The organism is Microbacterium aurum, assembly GCF_016907815.1.
In the GTDB taxonomy this organism is placed as follows: Bacteria; Actinomycetota; Actinomycetes; order Actinomycetales; family Microbacteriaceae; genus Microbacterium; species Microbacterium aurum.
The window spans coordinates 2,824,559-2,850,562 of the sequence record NZ_JAFBCQ010000001.1 but is presented as its reverse complement, the minus strand read 5'-3'; the positions used below and the strand labels follow the sequence as shown (position 1 = coordinate 2,850,562).

At 71.1% G+C, this 26,004-nt stretch carries 28 protein-coding genes; 22 read left to right on the top strand and 6 right to left on the bottom strand.

Going from position 1 to position 26,004, the window contains the following annotated elements:
- Position 1: 1 nt before the first annotated feature.
- On the bottom strand, positions 2-175 hold the full coding sequence (locus JOD60_RS14055; protein WP_198159054.1) for a DUF5302 domain-containing protein: 174 nt from the start codon (positions 173-175) through the stop codon (positions 2-4).
- A gap of 274 nt (positions 176-449) precedes the next feature.
- Here JOD60_RS14055 and JOD60_RS14050 point away from each other — a divergent pair, with 274 nt between their 5' ends.
- The 7 genes from JOD60_RS14050 (at position 450) to JOD60_RS14020 (ending at position 9,385) form a co-directional block, all read left to right on the top strand.
- Positions 450-2,729 carry a polyribonucleotide nucleotidyltransferase gene (locus tag JOD60_RS14050; RefSeq protein WP_076691256.1) on the top strand — a complete coding sequence of 760 codons (2,280 nt, stop codon included), beginning with the start codon at positions 450-452 and terminating at the stop codon, positions 2,727-2,729.
- Between the two features lie 258 nt (positions 2,730-2,987).
- Positions 2,988-4,025 (top strand): aldo/keto reductase, encoded by a 1,038-nt coding sequence (locus JOD60_RS14045; protein ID WP_076691255.1) that lies wholly within the window; start codon positions 2,988-2,990, stop codon positions 4,023-4,025.
- An 86-nt stretch (positions 4,026-4,111) separates the two neighbouring features.
- Entirely contained in the window at positions 4,112-4,711 is a 600-nt protein-coding gene (locus JOD60_RS14040) for a histidine phosphatase family protein (protein WP_076692230.1), read from the top strand.
- 104 nt (positions 4,712-4,815) lie between these two features.
- On the top strand, positions 4,816-5,790 hold the full coding sequence (locus tag JOD60_RS14035) for a hypothetical protein (protein WP_076691254.1): 975 nt from the start codon (positions 4,816-4,818) through the stop codon (positions 5,788-5,790).
- Positions 5,791-7,407, top strand: coding sequence for an efflux RND transporter periplasmic adaptor subunit (locus tag JOD60_RS14030; protein WP_232321623.1), 1,617 nt, complete (start codon positions 5,791-5,793; stop codon positions 7,405-7,407).
- The gene (locus JOD60_RS14025; RefSeq protein WP_076691253.1) at positions 7,404-8,075 is read left to right on the top strand and encodes an ABC transporter ATP-binding protein; all 672 of its coding nucleotides are present in this window, start codon (positions 7,404-7,406) and stop codon (positions 8,073-8,075) included. The genes JOD60_RS14030 and JOD60_RS14025 overlap by 4 nt, the downstream gene beginning before the upstream one ends.
- Entirely contained in the window at positions 8,075-9,385 is a 1,311-nt protein-coding gene (locus JOD60_RS14020; RefSeq protein WP_084202024.1) for an ABC transporter permease, read from the top strand. The genes JOD60_RS14025 and JOD60_RS14020 overlap by 1 nt, the downstream gene beginning before the upstream one ends.
- A gap of 10 nt (positions 9,386-9,395) precedes the next feature.
- Here JOD60_RS14020 and JOD60_RS14015 read toward each other — a convergent pair whose 3' ends face one another.
- Complete coding sequence (locus JOD60_RS14015; RefSeq protein WP_076691252.1) at positions 9,396-9,866, bottom strand: GNAT family N-acetyltransferase; 471 nt, start codon at positions 9,864-9,866, stop codon at positions 9,396-9,398.
- A 54-nt stretch (positions 9,867-9,920) separates the two neighbouring features.
- Between JOD60_RS14015 and dapB the strand changes: the two genes are divergently transcribed.
- The gene (gene dapB, locus JOD60_RS14010; RefSeq protein WP_076691251.1) at positions 9,921-10,736 is read left to right on the top strand and encodes a 4-hydroxy-tetrahydrodipicolinate reductase; all 816 of its coding nucleotides are present in this window, start codon (positions 9,921-9,923) and stop codon (positions 10,734-10,736) included.
- Positions 10,733-11,188, top strand: a complete 456-nt coding sequence (locus JOD60_RS14005) for a tetratricopeptide repeat protein (protein WP_076691250.1) — start codon at positions 10,733-10,735, stop codon at positions 11,186-11,188. The genes dapB and JOD60_RS14005 overlap by 4 nt, the downstream gene beginning before the upstream one ends.
- Positions 11,189-11,200: 12 nt before the next feature.
- Here the strand turns inward: JOD60_RS14005 and JOD60_RS14000 are convergent, their stop codons facing one another.
- The 4 genes from JOD60_RS14000 to JOD60_RS13985 all read right to left on the bottom strand — a co-directional run bounded on the left by JOD60_RS14000 (position 11,201) and on the right by JOD60_RS13985 (position 13,646).
- On the bottom strand, positions 11,201-12,112 hold the full coding sequence (locus JOD60_RS14000; RefSeq protein ID WP_076691249.1) for a TIGR01777 family oxidoreductase: 912 nt from the start codon (positions 12,110-12,112) through the stop codon (positions 11,201-11,203).
- A complete protein-coding gene (locus JOD60_RS13995) occupies positions 12,105-12,530 on the bottom strand; it encodes an OsmC family peroxiredoxin (RefSeq protein WP_076691248.1) in 426 nt (141 codons plus the stop codon). Before JOD60_RS13995 ends, JOD60_RS14000 begins: the two co-directional genes overlap by 8 nt.
- Before the next feature lie 95 nt (positions 12,531-12,625).
- On the bottom strand, positions 12,626-13,222 hold the full coding sequence (locus tag JOD60_RS13990) for a DUF4395 domain-containing protein (RefSeq protein ID WP_076691247.1): 597 nt from the start codon (positions 13,220-13,222) through the stop codon (positions 12,626-12,628).
- On the bottom strand, positions 13,209-13,646 hold the full coding sequence (locus JOD60_RS13985; RefSeq protein WP_076691246.1) for a TlpA family protein disulfide reductase: 438 nt from the start codon (positions 13,644-13,646) through the stop codon (positions 13,209-13,211). The genes JOD60_RS13990 and JOD60_RS13985 overlap by 14 nt, the downstream gene beginning before the upstream one ends.
- Positions 13,647-13,753: 107 nt before the next feature.
- Here JOD60_RS13985 and JOD60_RS13980 point away from each other — a divergent pair, with 107 nt between their 5' ends.
- The 13 genes from JOD60_RS13980 (at position 13,754) to JOD60_RS13920 (ending at position 25,997) form a co-directional block, all read left to right on the top strand.
- Positions 13,754-14,581 carry a thymidylate synthase gene (locus JOD60_RS13980; RefSeq protein WP_076692227.1) on the top strand — a complete coding sequence of 276 codons (828 nt, stop codon included), beginning with the start codon at positions 13,754-13,756 and terminating at the stop codon, positions 14,579-14,581.
- Positions 14,578-15,087 carry a dihydrofolate reductase gene (locus JOD60_RS13975; protein WP_076691245.1) on the top strand — a complete coding sequence of 170 codons (510 nt, stop codon included), beginning with the start codon at positions 14,578-14,580 and terminating at the stop codon, positions 15,085-15,087. The genes JOD60_RS13980 and JOD60_RS13975 overlap by 4 nt, the downstream gene beginning before the upstream one ends.
- A 178-nt stretch (positions 15,088-15,265) precedes the next feature.
- Positions 15,266-16,030, top strand: coding sequence for an SDR family NAD(P)-dependent oxidoreductase (locus tag JOD60_RS13970; protein WP_076691244.1), 765 nt, complete (start codon positions 15,266-15,268; stop codon positions 16,028-16,030).
- A 37-nt stretch (positions 16,031-16,067) separates the two neighbouring features.
- On the top strand, positions 16,068-17,045 hold the full coding sequence (gene dapA / locus JOD60_RS13965; protein ID WP_076691243.1) for a 4-hydroxy-tetrahydrodipicolinate synthase: 978 nt from the start codon (positions 16,068-16,070) through the stop codon (positions 17,043-17,045).
- Between the two features lie 62 nt (positions 17,046-17,107).
- Positions 17,108-18,784, top strand: a complete 1,677-nt coding sequence (locus tag JOD60_RS13960; RefSeq protein WP_076691242.1) for a ribonuclease J — start codon at positions 17,108-17,110, stop codon at positions 18,782-18,784.
- 70 nt (positions 18,785-18,854) lie between these two features.
- The gene (locus JOD60_RS13955) at positions 18,855-19,349 is read left to right on the top strand and encodes a GNAT family N-acetyltransferase (RefSeq protein WP_076691241.1); all 495 of its coding nucleotides are present in this window, start codon (positions 18,855-18,857) and stop codon (positions 19,347-19,349) included.
- A gap of 64 nt (positions 19,350-19,413) precedes the next feature.
- Entirely contained in the window at positions 19,414-22,152 is a 2,739-nt protein-coding gene (locus JOD60_RS13950) for a DNA translocase FtsK (RefSeq protein WP_076691240.1), read from the top strand.
- A 34-nt stretch (positions 22,153-22,186) separates the two neighbouring features.
- Positions 22,187-22,804 carry a CDP-diacylglycerol--glycerol-3-phosphate 3-phosphatidyltransferase gene (gene pgsA / locus JOD60_RS13945; RefSeq protein WP_076691239.1) on the top strand — a complete coding sequence of 206 codons (618 nt, stop codon included), beginning with the start codon at positions 22,187-22,189 and terminating at the stop codon, positions 22,802-22,804.
- Positions 22,801-23,346: a CinA family protein gene (locus JOD60_RS13940; protein WP_076691238.1), complete on the top strand. Its 546-nt coding sequence runs from the start codon at positions 22,801-22,803 to the stop codon at positions 23,344-23,346. The genes pgsA and JOD60_RS13940 overlap by 4 nt, the downstream gene beginning before the upstream one ends.
- Before the next feature lie 168 nt (positions 23,347-23,514).
- Complete coding sequence (locus JOD60_RS13935; protein WP_076691237.1) at positions 23,515-23,835, top strand: helix-turn-helix domain-containing protein; 321 nt, start codon at positions 23,515-23,517, stop codon at positions 23,833-23,835.
- Position 23,836: 1 nt separating this feature from the next.
- The gene (locus JOD60_RS13930; protein WP_076691236.1) at positions 23,837-24,061 is read left to right on the top strand and encodes a DUF3046 domain-containing protein; all 225 of its coding nucleotides are present in this window, start codon (positions 23,837-23,839) and stop codon (positions 24,059-24,061) included.
- A 242-nt stretch (positions 24,062-24,303) separates the two neighbouring features.
- A complete protein-coding gene (gene recA, locus JOD60_RS13925) occupies positions 24,304-25,356 on the top strand; it encodes a recombinase RecA (protein WP_076691235.1) in 1,053 nt (350 codons plus the stop codon).
- Between the two features lie 26 nt (positions 25,357-25,382).
- The gene (locus tag JOD60_RS13920; protein WP_232321621.1) at positions 25,383-25,997 is read left to right on the top strand and encodes a regulatory protein RecX; all 615 of its coding nucleotides are present in this window, start codon (positions 25,383-25,385) and stop codon (positions 25,995-25,997) included.
- Positions 25,998-26,004 lie beyond the last annotated feature (7 nt).

Sequence of the window (26,004 nt, the reverse complement as noted above, 5' to 3'; positions counted from 1 at the left end):
TTCAGCCGCTCTTGCGGCGGAACTCGCGCTTGGTGACGGCGCCGTGGGTGCCGTGGATCGCCGAGTCGCCGTCCAGGTGCGCCTCGCCGACGCGCTGCTGCGCGTTCTTCTTCTCGAGCGCCTCCTTGAACTTGCGCTTCATCTCGTCGGATGCCGTGGTGTCGTCGGTGCTCATGATCACCACCATACGCACGCCCCGCGCGTGCTGCATATGGTCGCCTGATAGGCTGGTGCAGGATGCCGTGGATTCTCCGCGGAATCTGGAGCAGGCCGGCAGGAAGCTGGTCGCTTGTGGTGGGTTCCTCTCTCGCAGAGTGACTTTCGACTGGTGACCAGCGCTGACGATCTCCGCGATACTGTCGCGCGTCTGGATCTGCCTGTTCCTGCTCCTTCGCACGATCTCGCGGTCGAAACGCGCCCGCGAGTCTAAACAAAGAAGGAGAGACCTCTTGGAAGGTCCTGAAATCACCGCCGCCGAAGCCGTCCTCGACAACGGCCGCTTCGGCACCCGCACGATCCGGTTCGAGACCGGACGACTCGCGCAGCAGGCACAGGGCGCCGTCGCCGCGTATCTCGACGAGGAGACGATGCTCCTCTCGGCCACCAGCGCCGGCAAGCACCCGCGCGAAGGCTTCGACTTCTTCCCGCTGACCGTCGACGTCGAGGAGCGCTCCTACGCCGCCGGCAAGATCCCCGGCTCGTTCTTCCGCCGCGAGGGCCGTCCCTCCACCGAGGCGATCCTCGTCTGCCGCCTCATCGACCGCCCGCTGCGTCCGTCGTTCGTCGACGGCCTCCGCAACGAGGTCCAGATCGTCGTGACCGTCCTGTCCATCGCCCCCGGCGAGTTCTACGACGCGCTCGCGATCAACGCGGCATCCCTCTCGACGCAGATCTCGGGTCTGCCGTTCTCCGGCCCGATCGCCGGCGTCCGGCTCGCGCTCATCCCCGGTCACGGCGAGCACGCCGACCAGTGGGTCGCCTTCCCGAAGGCCGAGCAGCTCGAGGATGCCGTCTTCGACCTCATCGTCGCGGGCCGCGTGCTCGAGGACGGCGACGTCGCGATCATGATGGTCGAGGCCGAGGCCACCGAGCACAGCTGGAACCTCATCAAGGCCGGCGCCACGAAGCCCTCCGAGGAGATCGTCGCGCAGGGCCTCGAGGCCGCCAAGCCCTTCATCAAGGAGCTCGTCGCGGCGCAGAACGTCGTGGCGAACACGGCCGCCAAGGAGATCCAGCCCTACCCGGTCTTCCCGGCGTACAGCCAGGAGGTCTACGACTTCGTCGCCGGTCGCGCGTACGACCGCCTCGTGCCGGTCTACCAGATCGCCGACAAGGTCGAGCGTCAGAACGCTGACGACGCGATCAAGGACGACGTCAAGGCGCAGCTGCTGGCCGCCGTCGAGGCGGGGGAGCTCCCGGCCGTCGCGACCCTGGAGTTCTCCGCCGCATACAAGTCGGTCACGAAGACCATCGTCCGCGGCCGCATCCTCGCCGAGGGCGTCCGCATCGACGGCCGCGGCCTGGCGGACATCCGTCCGCTCGACGCCGAGGTCCAGGTGATCCCGCGCGTGCACGGCTCGGCGATCTTCCAGCGCGGCGAGACCCAGATCCTGGGTGTCACGACGCTGAACATGCTCAAGATGGAGCAGCAGATCGACTCGCTGTCGCCCGTGACGAGCAAGCGCTACATGCACCACTACAACTTCCCGCCCTACTCGACCGGTGAGACCGGCCGTGTCGGTTCGCCGAAGCGTCGCGAGATCGGGCACGGCTTCCTCGCCGAGCGCGCGCTCGTGCCGGTGCTGCCCAGCCGCGAGGAGTTCCCCTACGCGATCCGCCAGGTCTCCGAGGCGCTCGGCTCCAACGGCTCGACGTCGATGGGCTCGGTCTGCGCCTCGACCCTGTCGCTGCTGAACGCGGGTGTGCCGCTGCGCGCGCCCGTCGCCGGCATCGCCATGGGCCTCGTGTCCGACCAGGTCGACGGCCAGACGCGCTACGCCGCGCTGACCGACATCCTGGGCGCCGAGGATGCCCTCGGTGACATGGACTTCAAGGTCGCCGGCACGAGCGAGTTCGTCACGGCCATCCAGCTCGACACGAAGCTCGACGGCATCCCGTCGTCGGTGCTGTCGGCCGCGCTGACGCAGGCCAAGGAGGCGCGCCTGACGATCCTGAACGTCCTGAACGCCGCCATCGACGGCCCGGACGAGATGGCTCCCACCGCGCCGCGCGTGATCAGCGTGCAGATCCCCGTCGACAAGATCGGCGAGCTGATCGGCCCGAAGGGCAAGACGATCAACGCGATCCAGGACGAGACCGGCGCGCAGATCTCCATCGAGGAGGACGGCACCGTCTACATCGGCGCGACCGACGGCCCGTCGGCCGAGGCCGCCCGCGCCCAGGTCAACGCGATCGCGAACCCGACGAACCCGGAGGTGGGCGAGCAGTTCCTCGGAACCGTCGTCAAGCTGGCCGCGTTCGGCGCGTTCATCTCGCTCCTGCCCGGCAAGGACGGCCTGCTGCACATCAGCGAGGTCCGCAAGCTCGCCGGTGGCAAGCGGGTCGAGAACGTCGAGGACGTGCTCTCGGTCGGCCAGAAGCTGCTCGTGAAGATCACGAAGATCGACGACCGCGGCAAGCTGTCGCTCGAGCCCGTGCTCGAGGAGGCCGCCGACCAGGAGGGGCGCGCCGCCGCGAGCGAGGGCCCGGAGGCTCCCGCCGAAGGCTGAGCCACCGCATTAGGACACGGATGCCCGCTTCCTCCCGTCTCGGAGGGGCGGGCATCCGTTTTCCGCGCGGATTGTCCCCCGAATGGGGGACATCGCAGCGTCCCGAACGGATGCCGTGACCCAAGCGTTATGCAATGTTTACCGCCCGGCCCCCGCAATGACCGGTTGTGTCGGAGGCCTGGCCTACCCTCGGTACTACGCACCGGGGGGTGCGGAGAACGCGGATCCTCCTGTGCGGCTCCGTGAGGGGGTGGACAGATGGGCTTCTTCGGCGTCGGCACGTCGCCCACCCAGGCGAGCCCGCAGACCGGCACGCCGACGGTCTCGGAGCACCCGTCCGCGCCGATTCCGGTCCAGGGTGCCCCGCTGGGCGCAGCGATCCGGGTGCCGCTCGGCGAGACCGGCTTCGAGGTCTTCCCGCTGATCCTCGGCGGCGCCGAGTTCGGCTGGCACGTCGACATGGCGGCGGCCCACGGCATCCTCGACGCCCACCGCGAGCGCGGCGGGAACGCCGTCCACACCTCCGACGGCTACGCCGCCGGTCGCAGTGAGCACATCATCGGCCAGTGGCTCCACCGTCGGGGCACGCGCGACGCGACCGTGCTGGGGGTGCGCGTCGGCACGAACCCCGACCATTCCGGTCTGGGACCTGTCAACCTCATCCGCGCCGTCGAGGCATCGCTCACCCGGTTGCAGACCGACCGGATCGACGTGCTGTACCTCGACGCGACCAGCGACCGGGTCACGGCTCTCGAAGACACCCTCGCGACGGCCGAGTGGCTCATCGAGGCCGGCAAGGTCCGCGCGCTCGGCTCGCTCGGGCACACGGCGGCACAGCTCGTCGAGGCGCGCATCCTGGCCTCCGCCGGGTACCCCCGGCTGACGGCGCTCGATGTGCCCTACAACGTGCTGCGGCAGACGGAGTACGACGGCGATCTGCGGCTGGTCGCCGGCGCTCAGGGCATCGCGGTGACGCCATCGCAGGCGCTGGAGCACGGCTACCTGGCCGGTGCCGTCCGCAGCCGGGCGGGCGTGGCCGACTCGGTGCGTGGCAGCCAGCTGGCGGCGGCGATGAACCGACGCGGCACCCGCATGCTCCGTGCGCTGGACCGCATCGGCGCCGAGCTGTCGATCCCGACGTCCGCCGTCGCGATCGCGTGGCTGCGCGCGCAGCGCACGGTCGTCGCGCCGATCGTGAACGTGTACGCCGTGAGCCATGTCGACGAACTCGTGCAGGGGATCGGCGCCCGCCTCAGCCGGGCGCACCTGGCCGAGATCGCCCGCGCCGCGCAGTAGCGCCGCCGCGCGTCGCGGCAGGTCCGGCGTCGTCGGTCTGACGTATGGTGGAGGAGCCCCCACCCCCGATGGCGAGACGAGTGACCGTGACGCATTATCTGTATCTCGTGCGCCACGGTGAGCACCTCGACGCGGAGCACGGCCTCGAGGACGGGCCACTGTCGCCGCGGGGCAGGAGGCAGGCGGAGCTGCTCGCCGATCGCCTCTCCGGCGTACCGCTGGCGGCCGTCTGGCACTCCCCGCTGGAGCGTGCCGCCGAGACCGCGCGCGCCGTCGCGGAGCGTCTGTCCGCCGTCACCCCGGAGCCCTCGGCGCTGCTGTTCGACTGCATCCCGACGGGAATGACGCACGACACGCCCGCGATCTACGAGCCGTTCTTCGGGTCGTACACCGACGCCGAGGTCGATGCCGGGCGCGCCCAGATGGACGACGCCGTCGCGGAGTTCCTGGTGCGCAAGCCCGACACGCACGAGTTGCTGATCACCCACAATTTCGTCATCGCGTGGTTCGTGCGCGAGGTCCTGGAGGCGCCGCAGTGGCGGTGGCTGACGATCAATCAGGCGCACTGCGGGCTGACCGTCCTCGCTCAGCGGGCCGGCCGGCCGTGGGCGCTCGTCGCCCACAACGATCTGGCGCACCTGCCGATGGAGCTGCGGACCGGTCTGCCGGAGGTCCCGCCGGTCTGATCACCGGTCACATCATCCTTAAGGATGACATTGCGGGCGTGAGGCATGTCCTATGAGTCCGCCGTGTCAGGATGAAGGCACAACGCCCCCTCCGGAGGACACCCATGAACCGTCGCCGTTTCACCGTCGCGCTCGCCGCGGCATCCGCTCTCGTCCTCCCGCTTGCCGCCTGCGCGCCCGGCGACGGGACGACCGCCTCGCCGGAGGAGCTCTCGCCGTTGACCGCCTACCTGTCGGCCGGGTGGGGTGGCGACCTCGACCAGGAGGAGCAGCAGGCGAAGTTCGAGGAGCAGCAGAAGAAGATCGAGGAGCTGCAGGCGCAGTGCATGGCGGAGCAGGGGTTCGAGTACAAGCCGATGGACACCACCGGCGGCATCTCGTACGGCGGCGGTGAGGAGTGGAAGACCGACGACCGCGAGTGGGTCTCGCAGTACGGCTACGGCATGGTGAATTGGCCTGGCCGCGACGCGGCCCCGGTCGAGGAGACCGAGTCCGTGGACCCGAACCAGGACTACGTCGCGAGCCTGTCCGAGTCGGAGCAGGCCGCCTACTACGAGGCGCTGTACGGCCCGAGTCCCACCGAGGAGGAGCTGAACGACGACGGCTCCTACGAGTGGAACTGGGAGACGGCGGGCTGCTCCGGCTGGGCGCAGCACGAGCTGAACGGCGAGGACCCGTGGAGCTCCGGCGAGCACCAGGACCTCACCGACGCCATCAACGACTTCTACACCGAGATGCCGAACCACCCCGACCTCGCCGACCTGAACGCGAAGTGGGCCTCGTGCATGGCGGATGCCGGTGAGCCCGGGTTCGCGACGCAGCAGGAGGCGACGGACTCCATCTCGCAGGAGCTCAACGCGTACTACGAGAACCAGACCGAGTACATCGAGGACGACCCGGCGCTCGACGAACTGGGCGAGCGCGAGATCGCCCTGGCCCTCGTGGACCTGGACTGCCGGGAGAAGGTCGACTACCGCGCGCAGTACCAGAAGGTCACGTATGCGCTCGAGGAGCAGTTCGTCGCCGACCACAAGGCCGAGCTCGACGCGTTCAAGGCGGACGCCGAGGCGGGCCGCTGAGTGGGGCCGAACGACGATCCGGAGTTCGACCGCCTGATCGCCGCTGACGAGGTCGTCGACGGCGACGTCGCCGCGGGTGATGCCGCGGGGGCGTCGCGCGTGAGCGGCTGGCGGCGGGTCTTCACCGGCAACCGGGCGCTGTGGCTGGTCGCCGCCGCTGCCGTGGTGGCGCTCGTGGCGGGCCTGCTGGTGGGCAGATTCGTGCTGTCGCCCGCTGACGCGGCGGCCTCCGGCGAGCCGCCCGAGGCGGGCCTGGTGACGGTGCCCGTGGAGTTCGGTGCGCTCAGCAACGATGTGACGATCCGTGGTGAGGTCGCGTATGCGGATGCCGTCGACGTGACGATCGACACGTCCGGTCTCGGCGGCGCCGCCGTCGTCACCGGCAACGTCCCCGAGGTGGGCGCGATGCTCGACCCGCTGTCGGTCGCGCTGACGGTCTCGGGCCGTCCGGTGATCGTCCTGCCCGGCGAGCTGCCCGCCTACCGCAGCCTCGCGTTCGGCATGAGCGGACCCGACGTCGTGCAGTTCAAGCAGGCCATGGCCGCGGTCGGCATCGACGCCGGCGACCCGGCCTCCGACGTCTTCGACGAGAAGGCGGCCGCCGCGGTCGGGGCGCTGTACGCGCAGGCCGGCTACCCCGCTCCCGTTCCCGCCGAGGGCGCCGCGGAGGGGGTGTCCGCCGCCGAAGACGGTGTCGGGGCCGCGCAGCTGTCGCTCGCGTCGGCGCGGGCGGATCTCTCCCGTGCCGGTGCCGGTGCCTCGGCGGAGCAGGTGCGCGAGGCCGACGTGGCGATCGCACAGGCGCAGCGCGAGCTCGCCGTGGTGCAGGCCAGCAAACCGGCCGACCCCGCCGATGCCGCGGCGATGGCCCGCTGGCAGGCCGACGTCGGCAACGCGCAGGACAATGTCGGGCTCGCGCAGCTGCGCCGGCAGCAGCTGGACACCGCCCCCGACACCGCCTCGGCGCGCGCCGGGGTGCAGGCGGCCGAGCAGCAGCTGGCCGACGCCCAGCGCGCGCTCGCCCGTGCCCGCCAGGACGCTCTGCCCACGCTGCCGGCGGGGGAGGTGCTCTACCTCACCGATCTTCCCCGCCGCGTCGACGCCGTCAACGTGACCCGTGGCCAGACGCTGCAGGGGGCGGCGATGACGGTGTCCGGTGCGACGATCGCGCTGACCGGGTCGATCGCCGAAGCCGACGCGGCGCTGCTGGCCGTCGGCGACCGCGCCGTGTTCGACCTGCCCGACGGCGGGGAGCACGCCGCGACGGTCGAGGCCCTCACCCCCGGCAAGAGCGCCGGGGAGCGCTGGTCGGTCACCCTCACGCCGGAGGCGCTGACGACCGAGCAGGCGCAGCAGGTGCAGGGGCGCAACGTCCGCGTGACCATCCCGGTGGGGTCCACGAGCGGCGAGGTGCTGTACGTGCCCGTCGCCGCGCTCACCGCAGGCCCGGGCGGCGAGTCGCGCGTCGAGGTCGTCGAGGGCGACCCGCGCGACGGCGAACGCGCCCAGACGCGGATGGTCGTCGTGGAGACGGGTCTTGCCGCCGGCGGTCAGGTCGAGGTGACGGCGACGGACGGCGACCTCGGCGAGGGCGACCTCGTGGTGGTCGGACGGTGACGCTGATCGAACTGCGTGACATCACGCGCTCGTTCCCGGGCCCGCCCGAGGTGCAGGCGCTGAAGGCCGTGAACCTGTCCATCGACGAGGGCGACTACGTCTCCATCATCGGACCCAGCGGGTCGGGCAAGTCCACCATGCTCAACATCCTCGGCCTGCTCGACCGGCCCACCGTCGGCGAGTATCGCATCGACGGCGTCGTGACCGGCACGCTCAGCGAGGACGAACGCGCCGCCGTGCGGGCGCGCCGCATCGGGTTCGTGTTCCAGTCGTTCCACCTCATGCCGCGGCGCACCGTCCTCGACAACGTGCTCATGCCGATGCTGTACAGCGGCGTGCCGCGCGCCGAGCGCGAGGAGCGCGCGCGGCAGACGCTGCGCCGCGTCGGCCTGGAGCACCGCGTCGACTTTCTGCCGGCGACGCTCTCCGGTGGCGAACGTCAGCGGGTCGCCGTGGCCCGCGCCGTCGTGAGTGCGCCGAGCGTGCTGCTGGCCGACGAGCCGACCGGCAACCTCGACGGCGCGACCTCTGGTGAGGTCATGAACCTGTTCGACGAGCTGCGCGCCGATGGGCTGACCCTTGTCGTCATCACGCACGATCCGGCGGTGGCCGCCCGCGCGTCGCGCCGCGTGCGGATCGCGGACGGCCGGCTGAGCGAGGTCGCCTGATGGCGCGGCCCTCCCGCCCCTCGTGGCTGCGGCTGCCGCGGCGCCGCGCGGACGCACCGACGGCCGGATCCGCGCTCGTGGAGCCGGTGCCGCACGCCGATCGGTTCCTGTTCCAGGACCTGCTCGTCGAGGCGACCGCCGACATCGGGTCGCGACCGGGGCGCCTCGTGATGACGATCGCCGGCACGGTGCTCGGCATCGGGGCGCTCGTCGCGACGGTGGGCTTCGCTCAGACCGCCGCGCACCAGATCGCGCGCCAGTTCGACGCCGTCAAGGCGACCCAGGTCGTCGTCTCCCCGGCCGAGGCGCAGACGCGCGGCGGATCGGTCGCGACCTCACGGCTGCCGTGGAACGCGGTCGACCGGGCCGAGACCCTGGTCGGCATCGAGTCGGCCGTCCTCCTCGCCGAGCTGTCGCTGGGGGAGGATGCCATCACCGCCGTGCCGATCCACGACCCGTCGGCGGCGGCCACGGCATCCCCGGCCCTCGCTGCGGCGACACCCGAGCTGCTCGACGTGCTGCGCGGGTCGATCGTGACGGGCCGCATGTTCGACGCCGGGCACGAGGACCGTGCCGATCGCGTCGTCGTGCTCGGCACGCGCGCCGCCGACCGCCTGGGCATCAACCGGGTGGACAGTCAGCCGTCGATCTTCATCGGCGACGTCGCGTATGCCGTGATCGGCATTTACGGTGGACTGCAGGCGAAGGGCGATCTGCTCGACGCCGTGGTCATGCCGCTCTCGACGGCCCAGCACGACCGGGCGCTGGCGGCGCCCGGAACACTGCAGGCGCGCATCCTGCCGGGAACCGGCCCGCAACTCGCGGAGCAGCTGCCGCTGGCGCTGCGGCCCGACGACCCGGAAGGGCTGGAGGTCGCGGCCCCCGCGGCGTCGTCGTCGCTCGGCCAGAACGTGCAGGCCGACGTCAACATCGTCTTCCTCGTGCTGGGGGCGATCGTGCTGCTCGCTGGGGCGCTCGGCATCGCGAACGTGACGATGCTGAACGTCATGGAGCGGGTGCCCGAGATCGGCCTGCGGCGCGCGCTCGGCTCCTCCGGTCGTCAGATCGCGGGCCAGTTCATCGTCGAGTCGGTCGTCATCGGCCTGCTCGGCGGGCTCATCGGCTCGGCCCTGGCTGTCGCCGCCGTCGTCGGCATCAGCGTCGCGCAGCAGTGGACGCCCATCGTGGACCCGTGGGTGGCGGCGGGCGGCGTGGTGCTCGGCGCGGTCGTGGGACTCGTCGCGGGAGGGTTCCCCGCGCGCCGTGCCGCCCGCATCGAGCCGGTCACGGCGCTCCGCGGCGGCCACTGAGTCCGACACGTCAGTCGAGTCGCTTGCCGTACCAGCGCGTCGCGTTCGGGTTGTCGTTGTAGGGCGCGATCGCCTCGAACCCGGAGCGGGCATAGAGGCCGCCCGCCGCCGCGAGGGTGTGGTGCGTGTCGAGGACGAGCTCGGCCGCATCCCACTGGCGGGCGCGGCGCTCGAGGTCTTCCAGCAGCAGACGCCCCCAGCCGCGACCGCGGGTCTCGGGCCTCAGATACAGATGCTTGACCTCGTACCTCACGCCCGCGGGACCGTCCTCGATGCGGCGGATGCCGCCGCATCCGACATCGGCGCCGTCGTCGACGGCCACGACGAACACGCCCGCGGGAGGCGTGAAAACGGATGCCGTGGGGAAGACCGGACGGTAGGTCTCGCCCTGCGGGAAGGCTTCGCCGCGCATCTGGAAGTACTCCGCCAGCAGCGCCTGCGAGCGCGGATCATCGACGGGGAGGGGGACGAGGGTGGGCATCTTCCGAGGGTAGCCCGCCGTCTCGGCCCCTCGCCGACCCCGTAATCTGGTGGCATGACGACGAGAGTGGCCCTCGTGGGCGGCACCGGCAAGCTCGGCGGGATCATCGCGGGCGTGATCGATGCCTCCGACGACTTCGAGACGGTCGCCGTGCTCGGCTCCTCGAGCGACCTGGCTGACATCGACGGCGCCGACCTCGTCGTGGATGCCTCGACCCCCGGGGTCTCCGTCGAGGTCGTCCGCGCCGCGATCGAGCGCGGCATCAACGTCCTCGTCGGGACGTCGGGGTGGTCGTCCGAGCGCATCGCCCTGGTGCGCCCCCTGGTGGATGCCGCCGGCACGGGCGCGGTGTTCATCCCGAACTTCTCGCTCGGATCGGTCATCGGCTCGGCCCTGGCCGCCGCCGCCGCGCCGCATTTCCCGTCGATCGAGATCGTCGAGGCGCACCGCGAGACGAAGGTCGACTCGCCGAGCGGCACGGCCGTGCGCACCGCGGAGCTCATCGCCGACGCCCGCGCCCAGGCGGGCCCGGTCTCCTCGCCCCATGTCGATCAGCGCGCCCGCGGCCAGCAGGTCTCGAGCGTGCCGATCCACTCGCTGCGCCGCCCCGGCGTCGTCGCTCGGCAGGAGACGATCCTGTCCGGCCCTGGTGAGTCGCTCACGATCGTCCACGACACCGTCGAGCCGGCTCTGGCCTACGCCCCCGGCATCCGCATCGCCCTGGACGCCGCCCGCGACGCGCGCGGCGTCTTCGTCGGCCTCGACGCGCTCATCGATCTGGGCCTGCGGCCCCGCCAGGCGCCCGCCGCCGAGGCTCCGGTCGACGAGGGCGCCGCCCCGGGCCAGGTCGCCCGCACCACCGGCGCATGAGCGCTCGCATCGGCGTCGCCGTCATGGCGGTGCTGCTGGGGCTGTACATCGTGCTCGTCGCGCAGCGCGCGTGGCTCCTGCTCGTCTCCGGCGAGCCGGTCGGCATCGCGATGGGCGTCGCTCTCGTCGTGCTGCCGGTCATCGCGGCGTGGGCGCTGTGGCGCGAGATCATGTTCGGGCGGGGCGCCGAGCGCCTCGCCACCCGCCTCGAGGCCGAGGGCGGTCTCCCGTCCGAGGAGGTCGACGTGCGGCAGAGCGGGCGGGTCGACCGCGCGCAGGCCGACGCTCTGTTCCCGGCGTACCGCGCCGATGTCGAGGAGCATCCCGGCGACTGGCGCGCCTGGTTCCGGCTCGGTCTCGCCTACGACGGCGCCGGCGACCGCACCCGGGCACGGCAGGCGATCCGCAAGGCCATCGCGCTGGCGCGGTCCGACTCCACGCCCGGCGCCTGAGCCGGCGGCGGATCAGACCGGGACGGCGGCGGCCACGGCATCCTCCACCGTGGGATGCGAGAAGACGAAGCCCGATGCCGACAGTGCCCGCGGCACGACCGGCAGGTCGCCGAGGAGCAGACCGTCCGCGGCGTCGCGTCCGAGCGCGGCGCGCAGCGCCCACGCCGGCACGCGGACGAGGTAGGGACGGTTCATCCGTCGCGCGAGCGCGAAGCCGAGGTCGTTGGCGGTCGCGCGTTCGGGACCGGTGAGGTTGACGGGACCCGTCAGACCGGCGTCGATGACGTGGCGGATCGCGCGGACTTCGTCGTCCAGAGAGATCCACGGCCACACCTGCGTGCCGCGGCCGAGCGGGCCGGAGACCCCCAGCCGCGTGAGCAGCAGCAGGGGCTTGAGCACGCCCTCGGCGTGCACCACCGGAGCCGTCCGCAGGACGGCGACCCGCGCCCGTTCGCCCGCCCCGCGCTGCGCCGCCGCCTCCCACTCGCCGCAGAGGTCGGCCAGGAACGACTCGCCGCGCGGCGCGTCCTCGGTCAGTTCCGTGCCGCGCCCCGAAGGGTAGTAGCCGACGGCGGATGCCGACACGAACGTCGGCGCGTCCTCGCCCAGGCGCCGGACGGCGGCCGCGAGGGCTTGAGTGGGGGCGATCCGCGACCAGACCAGCTCGTGCTGGTACCGCTTCGTCCAGGGGAACCGACCGAGGGTCGCGCCGTTCAGCCCCACGACGGCGCGCGCGCCGGCGAGCACATCGGGGTGCAGCGGCTCCCTGCCGGGATCCCACGCGATCTCGTCGGCTGCCTGCGCCGGCCGCCGGACGAGCCGGCTGACGGCGACGCCGTCGGCGCGCAGCGCCGCCACCAGCGCCCGGCCGATGAGGCCGGAGGCGCCGGCGACGACGATGCGCGCGTCGGGACGATCAGCCAAGCGTGGCCTCGAGGGTGATCTCGATGCCGGCCAGCGCCGCCGAGACGGGGCATCCGGTCTTCGCCTCACCGGCGATGCGGGCGAAGTCCTCCGCCGACAGGCCCGGGACCACGGCGTTGACGTTCAGGTGGGAGCCGGTGATGCCGGTGCCGGGGATGAAGGTCACCGAGGCCGTGGTCTCGATGCTCTCGGGCGGGGTGCCGTTGCCCGTCAGCGCGTGCGAGAGCGCCATGCTGAAGCACGATGAATGGGCGGCGGCCAGCAGTTCTTCGGGCGTCGTGACCGACGTGGACCCCTCGCTGCGGGCCTTCCAGTTCACATCGAACGGCCCCTGATTCGAGCTCTCCAGCGCGATCTGGCCGGAGCCCTCGGCCAGGGAGCCCTTCCAGCTGGTGGTCGCTTCGCTCGTGACGCTCATGACTGTCCTCCCGTGTCCCCGCAGGGACGTCGCTGACGGGCGCCGATCCGCGCCCGTCATGAGCCTAGACGCGGGGGCCGGGGGAGGGAACCGGGTCAGGCCGGGCGGCCCCACAGGCCGACGCGCTGCAGGAGCAGGTACAACTGGCATCCCAGGCACAGCCCGAACACCGCGTTGAGGAACGCCGCGATGAACGCCATGCCCGCCGCGATCGGCAGCGCCCACGGCACGCCGATCAGGTGCAGGAGAAGCCCGACGCCGGTCACGAACAGGCCGACGCCCTGCGCGAAGCGCGGCGGGCGCGGGTCCTCGAGGTCCGTCGGCGGCGCCAGTCGCGGTTGCACGAGTCGGCGGTAGAGCACACCCCACGGCGCCGTGCGCGGTGAGACGACGCCCCAGAGGAAGAGCAGGGCGATCACGAGCAGCAGGAGGAACGCGGGGTCGGCGGCGCGCTGGGCGACCGTGAGGGTCGGCAGCAGCCAGGACCCGGCGACGAACGCGAAATCGGAGTCCGCCAGCGGCTGATAGGCGAACCAGCCGAAGGCGGCGGTCGCGCGCGCCGTCGACGCGCCGATCAGACCGAGGAACACGTCCACGAGCAGCAGCACCGCGGTGACGGATGCCGCGAAGCGCGGTCCGCGGGGATCGATGCCCTTCGGGGAGGCGGGGCGGGCGATGTCAGACACGGGCATCCTCCGCCGCCACACGACCGAGTTCGAGTTCCACGGCGCCGCGACTCGGCGTGCCGCCGAACCGGGTCTGGATGACCCCGGTGCGGTCGAGGATGAGGGTCGTCGGCGTCTGCAGCACGTGGAAGTGCTTGGCGATATCGGGACGATGGGTGAGGTCCACGTCGAGGTGGAGCACCCCGTCGTGCGCGTCGGCGATCGCGCCGAGCGTGCGGTGCACGCCGGGGCAGCGCGCGCACATCTCGGTGCTGAACTGGAGCAGCGTGGCGCGCTCGCCGAGCGCGGTGGCGCCCAGCCGCTCGGGCTCGACGATCTCGGCGGGGTTCTGCCGCCGCGGCCGGTTCTGCTGCCAGCGGAGGATGAAACCGCCGCCGACGGTCACCGCGAGCAGGGCGGCGAGGACGATCGCGGCTTCCGACAGGTTCACAACCCCTCACCCTAGACCGCCACGGCCGTGGGGCGGCCCGATGCCGCCCAGATGACGAACCGTGCGTCACAGAACCGGTGCGCACCGCCGCCGGTAACCTGGCAGTCATGAGCGCGCACCCGGCATCCGGCCACCCCGTTCCCACCCCCTACGAGGACCTTCTCGCCGATGTGGTGCGCAGCGGCGTGCACAAGGACGACCGCACCGGAACCGGCACCACGAGCGTGTTCGGGCGGCAGATCCGCTTCGACCTGTCGCAGGGGTTTCCGCTCATCACGACCAAGCGCGTGCACCTGAAGTCGATCGTCTACGAACTGCTGTGGTTCCTCCGCGGCGAGTCCAACGTCGGCTGGCTGCAGGAGCACGGCGTCACCATCTGGGACGAGTGGGCCGACGAGCGCGGCGAGCTCGGTCCCGTCTACGGCGTGCAGTGGCGGTCGTGGCCGACACCCTCGGGCGGCCAGATCGACCAGATCTCTCAGGTGATCGAGCAGATCCGCACCGACCCCGACTCGCGCAGGCTCATCGTGTCGGCGTGGAACCCGGCCGACATCCCCGACATGGCGCTCGCGCCGTGCCACGCGCTGTTCCAGTTCTACGTCGCGGACGGAAAGCTGTCGTGCCAGCTCTATCAGCGGTCGGCCGACATGTTCCTGGGCGTGCCGTTCAACATCGCGTCGTACGCGCTGCTGACGATGATGATCGCGCAGCAGACGGGCCTCGAGCCCGGCGACTTCGTCTGGACGGGCGGCGACTGCCACGTCTACGACAACCACCTCGAGCAGGTGCGCGAGCAGCTCTCCCGTGAGCCCTACCCGTACCCGACGCTGTCGTTCGCGCGAAAGCCCGACTCGATCTTCGACTACACCTACGACGACATCGTCGTCGAGGACTACCAGCACCACCCGGCGATCCGCGCCGCGGTGGCGGTGTGAGCGCGCCCGGCCCGCGTCTCGGGCTCATCTGGGCGGAGGCCCGCGGCGGCGTCATCGGCAAGGACGGCGGCATGCCCTGGCACGTGCCGGAGGACCTTGCGCACTTCAAGGAGCGCACGACGGGACATCCGGTCATCATGGGCCGGCGCACGTGGTCGTCGTTCCCGGAGCGGTTCCGTCCGCTCCCGGACCGGCGGAACATCGTGGTGACGACGGATGCCGAGTGGGCCGCCGACGGCGCGGAGCGCGCCTCGTCGCTCGACGAGGCCCTCGCGCTCGTGGGCGACGCGCGGGAGGTCTGGGTCATCGGCGGCGCGCGCCTGTTCACCGAGGCCATCGAGCGGGCCGACCTCCTGGAGGTGACGGAGCTCGACCTGGAGGTCGAGGGGGACACGTTCGCCCCCGATCGCTCCGGGTGGGACGTCGCGCGCATCGATCCCGCCGACGGCTGGACCGTCTCACGCACCGGCGTGCCCTACCGCTTCCTGACGCTCATCCGCCCCTGACCCTCATCCTCGGGCGTCTCGCGCGGGCGGGCGACACCCGGCATCCGTCCGCGCCGTCACGGACACAGGAGAAATCGCGCACACAGGATGTGTGATCGTCACCACGTCCTGTTTCGGTGTCTTCTCCTGTCTCGGTGATCGCCTGACACGCCGCATGCATCGCCGGTAGCGTGGCGGAATGGCGAAGACGGCACTCATCACCGGCGCGAGCTCGGGTCTCGGCGCGGAGTTCGCGCGACAGCTCGCATCGAAGGGTGCGGACGTGGTCCTCGTGGCGCGCGACCGGGCGGCGCTGGACGCCGTCGCCGAGCGGCTGCGCGCCGAGTTCGGGGTCGCGACCGAGGTTCTGGTGGCGGACCTCACGACCGACGAGGGCACGGATGCCGCGGCATCCCGACTCTCCGACCCGACGCGGCCGGTCGAGGTGCTGGTCAACAACGCCGGGATAGGGCTCGACCTCGACTTCGCGAAGAACGACATCGCCGTCGAGGAGCGGCACCTCGACCTGCACGTGCGCGCCACGATGCGCCTCACGCACGCGGCGCTGCAGCCGATGCTCGCGCGGGGACACGGGCGGATCATCAACGTGGCATCCGTCGCGGCGTTCCTCCCGCGCGGCACGTACGGCGCGGTCAAGGCGTGGATCGTCTCGTTCAGCCGATGGGCGAACGCCGTGTACCGCCCCCGCGGCGTGAGCGTCACCGCAGTGTGCCCCGGCTTCGTGCACACGAACTTCCACGAGCAGCTCGGGCTGCCGCCGGGTCAGGAGGGCATCCCCTCCTTCATGTGGCTCGACGCGCCCGACGTCGTCCGGGAGGGGCTGCGCGCCGCCGCCCGCGGCACCGCCGTCTCGATCCCGTCGCTGCGCTACCGGGCCATCGTCGCCGTCGTGCGGATGCTCCCGGCACCCCTGGCCGCTCGCCTCGCCCGCACCGGGCGCTGACGCACGGCGAGCGTATCCGAACCGATAACCTGGACGCATGACGCACACGGGCAACCCCTTCGGTCAGGTCCTCGTCGCGCTCGTCACCCCGATGACGGCCGACGGTGAAGTCGACTGGCCCGCCGTCGAGAAGCACATCGACGACGTCATCACCGCCGGCGCCGACGGCATCGTCGTCACCGGCACCACGGGCGAGACCTCCACCCTCACCGACCCGGAGAAGCTGAAGCTCGTCGAGGTCGGCAAGAGCGTGTCCGCCGGCCGCGCGAAGATCATCACGGGCGGTGGCTCCAACGAGACCGCACACGCGATCGAGCTGTACAAGGCCAGCGAGAAGGCCGGCGCTGACGGCATCATGATCGTGACGCCGTACTACAACAAGCCCACGCAGGCCGGCATCCTGACGCACTTCCGCCTCGTCGCCGACGCCACCGATCTGCCGGTGATCCTCTACGACATCCCGGGCCGCACCGGTGTGCCGATCAAGTACGAGACGATCCTGCGTCTCGCCAAGCACCCGAACATCCTCGCGATCAAAGACGCCAAGGGCGACTTCAGCGAGGTCAGCCGGGTGCTCAACCAGACCGACCTGATGTACTTCTCCGGCGACGACGCGAACGCGCTGCCGCACATGGCGATCGGCGCCACCGGGCTCATCGGCGTCACCGCGAACATCGCGCCCGCGCCGTACCGCGTGATGGTGGATGCCGTGAACCGCGGCGACCTGGCCGCAGCGACCGCCGCCCATCAGAGCCTCGAGCCGCTCGTCCGTGCCGTCATGACGCACGTGCCCGGCACGGTCAGTGCGAAGTACATCCTGCACGGCCTCGGCCGGATCTCGAGCCCCCGCGTCCGCCTGCCCCTCGTCGGGCCGGAGGAGTGGGAGGCCGCCATCATCGAGGACGAGCTGGCGCTCGTGAAGGGCGTCGACGGCGCCGACTTCTCGAACTTCCGGCCCGACCGCAACGCCGCCGCGGGCGGCGCACTCCCCAAGGTCCACGGCACGACCCGCTGAGACCGCAGCGCTGAACAGCATGGAAAAGAGCGGATGCCGCGGCATCCGGTGAAAGGGATTCGATGCCCACGAACGTGTACGACCCGCCCGCCCTCGAGAACGGCACCCTCCGGGTGATCCCCCTCGGCGGCCTGGGTGAGATCGGCCGCAACATGACCGTCTTCGAGTTCGACGGCAAGCTCCTGATCGTCGACTGCGGCGTGCTCTTCCCCGAGGAGCACCAGCCGGGCGTCGACCTCATCCTCCCCGACTTCGAACCGATCAAGGGGCGCCTCGACGACGTCGTGGGCCTCGTGCTGACGCACGGCCACGAAGACCACATCGGCGCCGTGCCGTACCTCCTCAAGCTCAAGAGCGACATCCCGCTCATCGGCTCGCAGCTGACGCTCGCGCTCGTCGAGGCGAAGCTCGAGGAGCACCGCATCAAGGCGTACACGCTCACCGTCGCGGAGGGCCAGGAGGAGCAGGTCGGCCCCTTCGACCTCGAGTTCGTCGCGGTGAACCACTCGATCCCGGATGCCCTCGCCGTCGCGATCCACACGGATGCCGGCACGGTGCTCGCCACGGGCGACTTCAAGATGGACCAGCTGCCGCTCGACGGCCGGCTGACCGATCTGCGCGCCTTCGCGAGCCTGGGCGAGGACGGCGTCGACCTCTTCCTCGTCGACTCGACGAACGCGGACGTCCCCGGGTTCACGCCGCTCGAGCGGGCGATCGGTCCCGTTCTGGATCAGGTGATCGCGAAGGCGCCGCGGCGCGTGATCGTCGCGAGCTTCTCGAGCCACGTGCACCGCGTGCAGCAGGTCATCGACGCCGCCGCCGAGAACGGGCGCCGCGTCGCGTTCCTCGGCCGCTCGATGGTGCGCAACATGACGATCGCCGAGGAGCTCGGGTACCTGCACGTGCCGGACGGCGTTCTCATCGACTACAAGAAGGCCAAGGACCTCCCGGACGACCGGATCGTCTACATGTCCACCGGGTCGCAGGGTGAGCCGATGGCCGTGCTGTCGCGCATGGCGAACCTCGATCACGCGATCGAGCCCGGTCCCGGCGACACCGTGATCCTGGCATCCAGCCTCATCCCGGGCAACGAGAACGCCGTCTACCGCGTGATCGACGGACTGACGAAGCTCGGCGCGAACGTCGTGCACAAGGGCAACGCGAAGGTGCACGTCTCCGGCCACGCCGCCGCCGGCGAGCTGCTGTACTGCTACAACATCCTGCAGCCGCGCAACGTCATGCCCGTCCACGGCGAGTACCGGCACCTCATCGCGAACGCGAAGCTCGCTCAGGACACGGGCATCCCCGCCGAGAACACGATCATCGCCGAGAACGGCACCGTCGTCGACCTGCAGGGCGGGGTGGCGAAGGTCGTCGGCCAGCTCGACCTGGGCTTCGTGTACGTCGACGGCTCCACCGTCGGGGAGATCACCGACGCCGACCTCAAGGACCGCCGCATCCTGAGTGAAGAGGGCTTCATCTCGGTGATCGTGGTGGTGGATGCCGCGACCGGCCGCATCATCACGGGACCCGAGATCCACGCCCGCGGTTTCGCGGAGGACGACAGCGTCTTCGACGACGTCGAGCCGAAGATCGCCGCCGCGCTCACCGAAGCGGCACAGTCTGGCGTGCGCGACACGCATGCGCTGTCGCAGGTGGTGCGCCGCACGATCGGCCGCTGGGTCAACCAGCGCCTGCGCCGCCGCCCGATGATCGTCCCCCTCGTCATCGAGGCGTAGGTCCGCGCGCGACCCGGCGAGCACCGGGAGCCGTCTTCGAGGCGTAACACCCGGTCGCTACCATCGACCCATGCCCGCCAGCTTCCGCATCCGCCCCGCCACGCAGGCGGACGGCGCATTCCTGGGCGACATGGTCGTCGAGGCGGCGAACTGGCGTCAGGGCGGCGCTCGACCGCGGCACGAGGTGATCGCGCATCCCGACCACAGCAGGTATGTCGCGGGGTGGATGAGGCCGGGGGATGCCGGGTTCATCGCCGTCGACGCGCAGGATCAGCCGATCGGCGCCGCCTGGTACCGGATGCTGCCGCGCACCGATCCCGGCTTCGGGTACATCGGCACGGGTGTTCCGGAGCTGATCATCGGGGTGCGCCCGATCTGGCGCGCTCACGGCGCCGGCCGGGCGCTGCTGCAGCGCCTGTGCGAGCACGCCAGGGCGCAGGGCTTCGCCCGGATCAGCCTGTCGGTGGAGCGCGGCAACTTCGCGCAGCAGCTGTACCGCAGCGAGGGCTTCGCCGTGACCGAGGCCGGCCACGGCCGCGACACGATGGTCAAGCGCCTGCGCTGACGCAGGCGCGCATCCCGCCGCGTCAATCCGCGGATTCTGCCCCACCCGCGCCTACCGTGGAGTAATGGCACGATCGAGCACGCCCACGAACGCCCGCGCGTCCGCGAAGGGCTCCTCCTCGCGTGCCCAGAAGTCCGGCGCGCGGCGGCCCGATCCGGCGCCCAAGCGCTACGTGGACGACGTCGACAAGCCGCCGGTGATCGTCCGGGCGTGGCTCGGCCTCGCGCACGCCACCGGCGGGATGTTCCGCGCGTTCGGTCCGGAGACCCTCGAGAAGGATCAGCGTCGCGACGGATTCCCGTTCCTGCTGGTGCTGCTCGCCGTCGCCGGGGCGGTCGTGGAATGGTTCCTCATCGGCACCGACGTCGGCACGAACATCAGCGCCTTCACGGTGGGTGCGCTCATCGGCCGGGTCGCCTTCATCATGCCGGTCCTCCTGCTGCTGCTCGCCGGGTGGCTCTTCCGGCATCCGTCCTCGGTCAACGACAACGGGCGGGTCGGCATCGGCTTCGGCCTGTTCGTCCTGTCGATCGCGGGCTTCTGCCACGTCGCGGGCGGTCAACCGCAGCCCAATCAGGGCCTGCCCGCGCTGAGCGAGGCCGGGGGCCTGTTCGGCTGGGCGATTGGCGGGCCGCTCACGGTCCTCACCGACATCGGCGCTTACGTCGTGCTCGGTGTCATCAGCTTCTTCAGCGTCCTCATCATCACCAAGACCCCGCCGAACCGCATCGGCCGCCGACTCGGCGACCTGTACGCCTGGATGTTCGGCGCGGAGCGCCCGCAGGCGACGGATGCCGCGGCCACCGGCCCCACGGTCGCCTTCGGGCCGCTCGACGATCAGGACGCGGAGAAGGAGCCGTCGCTGCCGTGGTGGCGCCGCAACAAGTCGGGTCGCGAGGAGGATGCCGACGGCAACCTCGGCGCGGATGACCTGACCGCCCTGCTCGATCCGCAGGGCGTCGGCGGGTTCGATCAGGCCGCCGTCGCCATGCCTGCGACGCCCCCGGTGCCGCCGCTGCCCGTGCTTCCCGATGCCGCGACCGAGATCATCGACCCCGCCGTCATCGCCAGCGCGAAGAAGGCGGCCCGACGCGCGGACACCGGCATCCGGGAGGACAGCGGCGAGATCGTCCTCGACGACGGCGTGCTGCCCGGCATCTCCGCCCTCGGCGACGACCACGACGGCCGACCGCCGCAGGCCCCGTACCGGCTGCCCTCGGTCGCCGCCCTCGCGCAGGGCACGCCGCCCAAGGCGCGCTCGGAGGCCAACGACCGCGTCGTCGCGGCGATCATGGGCGTGTTCGACCAGTTCGGCGTCGACGCGAAGGTGACGGGTTTCTCCCGCGGCCCGACGGTCACCCAGTACGAGATCGCCCTCGGCCACGGCGTCAAGGTCGAGCGCATCACGGCGCTCACCAACAACATCGCCTACGCCGTCGCCTCCAACGAGGTGCGCATCCTCGCGCCGATCCCGGGCAAGAGCGCGATCGGCGTCGAGATCCCCAACACCGATCGCGAGATCGTCACCCTCGGCGACGTGCTGCGCTCGCAGGCGGCGACGAGCCAGACCCACCCGATGACGATCGGCGTCGGCAAGGACGTCGGCGGCGGCTATGTCGTCGCGAATCTCGCGAAGATGCCCCACCTGCTGGTCGCCGGTTCCACCGGCTCGGGCAAGTCGAGCTTCGTGAACTCGATGATCACGTCGCTGCTCATGCGCGCCAAGCCTTCCGAGGTGCGGATGGTGCTCATCGACCCCAAGCGTGTGGAGCTCACGAGCTACGCCGGCGTGCCGCACCTGATCACCCCCATCATCACGAACCCGAAGAAGGCGGCCGAGGCGCTGCAGTGGGTCGTGAAGGAGATGGACATGCGGTACGACGACCTCGCGTCGTTCGGGTTCCGCCACATCGATGACTTCAACAAGGCCGTCGTCGCGGGGGAGATCAACCTCCCCGTCGGCAGCGAGCGGGTGCTGAAGCCGTACCCCTACCTCCTCGTCGTCGTCGACGAGCTCGCCGACCTCATGATGGTCGCCCCGCGCGATGTGGAGGACTCGATCGTCCGCATCACGCAGCTGGCGCGCGCGAGCGGCATCCACCTCGTTCTCGCCACGCAGCGTCCGTCGGTCGACGTCGTCACGGGTCTCATCAAGGCCAACGTGCCCTCGCGTCTCGCGTTCGCGGTCACGAGCGTCACCGACTCGCGCGTCATCCTCGATCAGCCCGGCGCCGACCGGCTCATCGGCCAGGGCGACGGACTGTTCCTGCCGATGGGCGCCTCGAAGGCGCTGCGCGTGCAGGGCGCGTGGGTCGCCGAGAGCGAGATCGAGAAGGTCGTCCACCACGTCAAGAACCAGGCCCGCCCCGAGTATCGGGCCGACGTCGCGGCGGTGGCGGAGAAGAAGGAGATCGACGCAGACATCGGCGACGACCTCGAGCTGCTGCTGGCGGCGGCGGAGCAGATCATCTCGACGCAGTTCGGCTCCACGTCGATGCTGCAGCGCAAGCTCCGGGTGGGCTTCGCCAAGGCCGGGCGCCTCATGGACCTGCTCGAGTCCCGCGAGATCGTCGGGCCGTCCGAGGGGTCGAAGGCCCGTGACGTGCTCGTGACGCCCGACCAGCTGCCCGAGGTGCTCGCGCGCCTCCGGGGCGACGACCCGCCGGCCGCGGCGCCGTCTTCCGGCGCCTCGGGTGCCGACCCATACGGGCCGGACGCGGTCGACACGCAGTTCGACGGCCTCGAGGTCGTCGACGGCGACGAGGGCTCCGAGGACGCCTGGGGGCTCACCGGCCGCGACTGAGGTCACGCGGCGGGGCGGCCAGTAGGCTCGGCACGTGACGATCCCCCGGCAGCTTCCGAACGCGATCACGATCGTGCGCATCCTGTGCGCGCCGGTCTTCCTGTGGATGCTGCTCGCGGATGCCGGTGACGACGGCCCCCTGCGCTGGTGGGCCGCCGCGCTGTTCATCGTGGCGATCGCGACCGACGGCATCGACGGCTACCTGGCCCGCAAGCACGACATCGTCACCGACCTCGGCAAGCTGCTGGACCCCATCGCCGACAAGGTCCTCACCGGGTTCGCGTTCATCGGCCTGTCGATCCTCGGCGAGCTGCCGGTGTGGGTCGTGGCGGTCGTGCTCGTGCGCGAGATCGGCATCACGGTGCACCGGCTCGTCGTCGCGTCGAACCACGTCGTCGCGGCCGCCTGGATGGGGAAGCTCAAAACGGTCGCGCAGGCCGTCGCGCTGTCGCTCGCGCTGCTGCCGCTGTGGACGGTGGTGGGGGAGTGGATCCACGTCGTGAACACCGTGACGATGTGGATCGCCGTCGTCCTCACGATCGCGAGCGGCATCGACTACGTGGTCACCGAGGTGCGCGGCTCGCGCGCGTCACGCCCGTCGCGCGGGCCCCGACCGTCGCAGCCGAAGGATGCCGGGGGGAGCCCGTCATGAGTCCGTTCCACCCACCGTCCGAGCTCCCCGACGAGCTCGAGAACACCCTCGTCTCGGTCGGGCGCCGCACCGACGCCGAACGACTCGTGGACCGGCTCGGCGAGCTCGGCTGGACGGTCGCGGTCGCCGAATCGCTCACCGGCGGGCTGGTCGCGGCATCCATCGTCGCGGTCTCCGGAGCCTCCCGCGTGCTGCGCGGCGGCGTCGTCGCCTACGCGACCGACGTCAAGGCGAGCCTGCTGGGGGTCGATGAGACGCTGCTGAGCGCCCACGGCCCGGTGCACCCGCGCGTCGCGCGGCAGATGGCCGAGGGCGTGCGCCGGGTGCTCGGCCACGAGGGCGTCCCCGTCGACATCGGCATCGCCACGACGGGGATCGCCGGTCCCGTCTCGGCGGACGGGCAGCCGGTGGGAACCGTGCACCTGGCCGTCTCGACGCCGCTGGGGTCACGGGTCGAGTCGCTGCAGCTGGAGGGCGACCGCGACGGCATCCGCGCCGAGTCCGCGGCGCGCGCCCTGCGGCTGGCGCTCGACGCGCTGTGAGCGCCCGCAGATGACGGCGGGAATATCCGATGTGTCGGCTCCGTTACGTATGAGCGATTCCCAACCATTCCCCAGCACGAGGGGTCTATCGTGGCCAGCAAGTCCTGTACTGTTGTCCACCCGGGACAAGGTTTTCGACCGAGGAATCACTGAAGGAGGGGGCCCGACATGATCCTGGTTCGTCAAGAGATCGGCGAAGTCCTGCGCGACTTCCGTCTGCAGAAGGGCCGCACCCTCCGTCAGGTCGCGGGCCGCGCGAGTGTCGCCCTCGGCTACCTCAGCGAGGTCGAGCGCGGTCAGAAGGAGGCGTCCAGCGAGATCCTCGCGTCCGTCGCCGAAGCGCTCGATGTCCCGATCTCCACCATCATGCGTGAGGTCGGCGACCGCATCTCGGTGCTCGAGGGCCTGCAGGTCTTCCCCGATGTCGTGCCCGACGACCTCGCGGCGCTCGGCGACGAGATCATCCAGCCCGAGCTCTCGCTGCGCTGACGTGCGGCGCAGCGAGTTCACGCGCGCCGTCACCGCCGAGTTCGGCGGCCGCGGCGCGGCGCTCGTGGCAGACCTGGCCCTCGGTCCGCTGGACTATCGCACCGCCGCGCAGGCACTGGAGGACGGCGTGCCGCCCCGGGAGATCTGGCTCGCTCTGTGCGAGGAGGCCGATGTGCCCGAGTCGCGTCGGCACGGCGTGGGGCTCATCCAGACGCGCAGACGCTGAATCGCGGATGCCGGCCCGCGGCGTGTCGTCGCATCTTTGTTCGACTCGGGCATAGGCTCCTCCACAAGAGGTGAAACGGGCGTCTTGTCCACAGATGCGGGTTCGCCGCCGGCCGATGTCGGAGGTCCTCCCTAACGTGAACAGGGTCATCACGACACCTCCGCCTTGTCGCAGCATCCGTCCCGTCGGGAGGGAGCGCGACAGCCTACAGGCGACGGAACCGCGACCATAAGGAGCACGTCATGCCCTCACCCGCCGACCGCGAGAAGGCCCTCGAATCGGCCCTCGCCCAGATCGACCGCCAGTTCGGAAAGGGCTCGGTCATGCGACTGGGCGGCGACGACCGCGCTCCCGTCGAAGTGATTCCGACCGGCTCCATCGCCCTCGACGTCGCGCTCGGCGTCGGCGGCTTGCCCCGGGGCCGTATCGTCGAGATCTACGGTCCGGAGTCCTCCGGTAAGACGACGCTGACCCTCCACGCGATCGCCAACGTGCAGCGCGCGGGCGGCATCGCCGCGTTCGTGGATGCCGAGCACGCGCTCGACCCCGACTACGCGCAGAAGCTGGGCGTCGACATCGACCAGCTGCTGGTCTCGCAGCCCGACACCGGCGAGCAGGCGCTCGAGATCGCCGACATGCTCGTGCGCTCGGGGGCGATCGACCTCGTCGTCATCGACTCCGTCGCGGCCCTCGTGCCGAAGGCCGAGATCGAGGGCGAGATGGGCGACTCCCACGTCGGTCTGCAAGCCCGCCTCATGTCGCAGGCGCTGCGCAAGCTCACCGGTGGGCTCAACCAGACCAACACCACGATGATCTTCATCAACCAGCTGCGCGAGAAGATCGGCGTCTTCTTCGGGTCGCCCGAGACCACCGCGGGCGGCAAAGCGCTGAAGTTCTACGCCTCGGTGCGACTGGACATCCGCCGCATCGAGACGCTGAAGGACGGCACCGAGGCGGTCGGAAACCGCACCCGCGTCAAGGTCGTCAAGAACAAGATGGCGCCGCCGTTCAAGCAGGCCGAATTCGACATCCTGTACGGCGTCGGCATCTCGCGCGAGGGCTCGCTGATCGACTTCGGTGTCGAGCACGGCATCGTCAAGAAGTCCGGCGCCTGGTACACCTACGACGGCGAGCAGCTGGGGCAGGGCAAGGAGAACGCGCGGAACTTCCTGCTGAAGAACGCCGACATCGCCGCCGAGATCGAGACGAAGATCCTGCAGAAGCTCGGGATCGGACAGCCCAAGGTGACCGAGGCGGCCCCCGTCGCCGAGCTCGCCGAGCGGCGCCCAGCGTAATGCCCGGCGAGGAACACCTCGCCCCCGTGACTCCGCTGTTCGGCGGGCGGGCGCATGCCGCGCCCGCCGAACCGGCGGAGGCTCTCGGCGACACCTGGCACACGACGTGGACCGAGCCGGTCGCGGACCAGCCGCTCGCCCCCGACGAGGTCGACGCCGCGGCCGATGCCGAGTCCGCCCTCGTGAAGCGGCTGCGCACGCGATCGTTGTCCGAGCGCGAGGCGCGCGCGTTCCTGCGGGAACGCGAGCTCAGCGTCGACGCCGTCGAGGGCATCATCGAGGGGATGCGCCGCCACGGCTACGTCGACGACGCCCGCCTCGCCGAGCAGCTCATCGACGCGGGGACGACGCGGAAGGGGCAGGGGCGGCGGGCGATCAGTCAGGCGCTCGCGCAGCGCGGCATCCCGCGGGACATCGTGGACGCCGCGCTGGAAGCTCTTCCCGACGATGATGCGGACCGCGCGTTGGAGTACGCGCGCCAGAAGGCGCGGACCATGCGCGACCTCGACCGCGACGTTGCCCTGCGGCGGCTCTCCGGTCAGCTGGCGCGGCGTGGCTACGGCGCGCAGGCGCTCGATGCGGCGCGCCGTGCGCTCGACGAACTCTCCCGCCCGGCGCGGTCCGGCGTGCGGTTCGAGTGAGCTGCCG

Excerpts from the sequence above, each read along its gene's own strand:
- JOD60_RS14055 (WP_198159054.1), bottom strand. The coding sequence starts at position 175 with ATGAGCACCGACGACACCACGGCATCCGACGAGATGAAGCGCAAGTTC.
- JOD60_RS14045 (WP_076691255.1), top strand. The coding sequence starts at position 2,988 with ATGGGCTTCTTCGGCGTCGGCACGTCGCCCACCCAGGCGAGCCCGCAG.
- JOD60_RS14035 (WP_076691254.1), top strand. The coding sequence starts at position 4,816 with ATGAACCGTCGCCGTTTCACCGTCGCGCTCGCCGCGGCATCCGCTCTC.
- JOD60_RS14020 (WP_084202024.1), top strand. The coding sequence starts at position 8,075 with ATGGCGCGGCCCTCCCGCCCCTCGTGGCTGCGGCTGCCGCGGCGCCGC.
- JOD60_RS14015 (WP_076691252.1), bottom strand. The coding sequence starts at position 9,866 with ATGCCCACCCTCGTCCCCCTCCCCGTCGATGATCCGCGCTCGCAGGCG.
- dapB (WP_076691251.1), top strand. The coding sequence starts at position 9,921 with ATGACGACGAGAGTGGCCCTCGTGGGCGGCACCGGCAAGCTCGGCGGG.
- JOD60_RS14005 (WP_076691250.1), top strand. The coding sequence starts at position 10,733 with ATGAGCGCTCGCATCGGCGTCGCCGTCATGGCGGTGCTGCTGGGGCTG.
- JOD60_RS13995 (WP_076691248.1), bottom strand. The coding sequence starts at position 12,530 with ATGAGCGTCACGAGCGAAGCGACCACCAGCTGGAAGGGCTCCCTGGCC.
- JOD60_RS13990 (WP_076691247.1), bottom strand. The coding sequence starts at position 13,222 with ATGCCCGTGTCTGACATCGCCCGCCCCGCCTCCCCGAAGGGCATCGAT.
- JOD60_RS13980 (WP_076692227.1), top strand. The coding sequence starts at position 13,754 with ATGAGCGCGCACCCGGCATCCGGCCACCCCGTTCCCACCCCCTACGAG.
- JOD60_RS13970 (WP_076691244.1), top strand. The coding sequence starts at position 15,266 with ATGGCGAAGACGGCACTCATCACCGGCGCGAGCTCGGGTCTCGGCGCG.
- dapA (WP_076691243.1), top strand. The coding sequence starts at position 16,068 with ATGACGCACACGGGCAACCCCTTCGGTCAGGTCCTCGTCGCGCTCGTC.
- JOD60_RS13960 (WP_076691242.1), top strand. The coding sequence starts at position 17,108 with ATGCCCACGAACGTGTACGACCCGCCCGCCCTCGAGAACGGCACCCTC.
- JOD60_RS13955 (WP_076691241.1), top strand. The coding sequence starts at position 18,855 with ATGCCCGCCAGCTTCCGCATCCGCCCCGCCACGCAGGCGGACGGCGCA.
- JOD60_RS13950 (WP_076691240.1), top strand. The coding sequence starts at position 19,414 with ATGGCACGATCGAGCACGCCCACGAACGCCCGCGCGTCCGCGAAGGGC.
- JOD60_RS13940 (WP_076691238.1), top strand. The coding sequence starts at position 22,801 with ATGAGTCCGTTCCACCCACCGTCCGAGCTCCCCGACGAGCTCGAGAAC.
- JOD60_RS13935 (WP_076691237.1), top strand. The coding sequence starts at position 23,515 with ATGATCCTGGTTCGTCAAGAGATCGGCGAAGTCCTGCGCGACTTCCGT.
- recA (WP_076691235.1), top strand. The coding sequence starts at position 24,304 with ATGCCCTCACCCGCCGACCGCGAGAAGGCCCTCGAATCGGCCCTCGCC.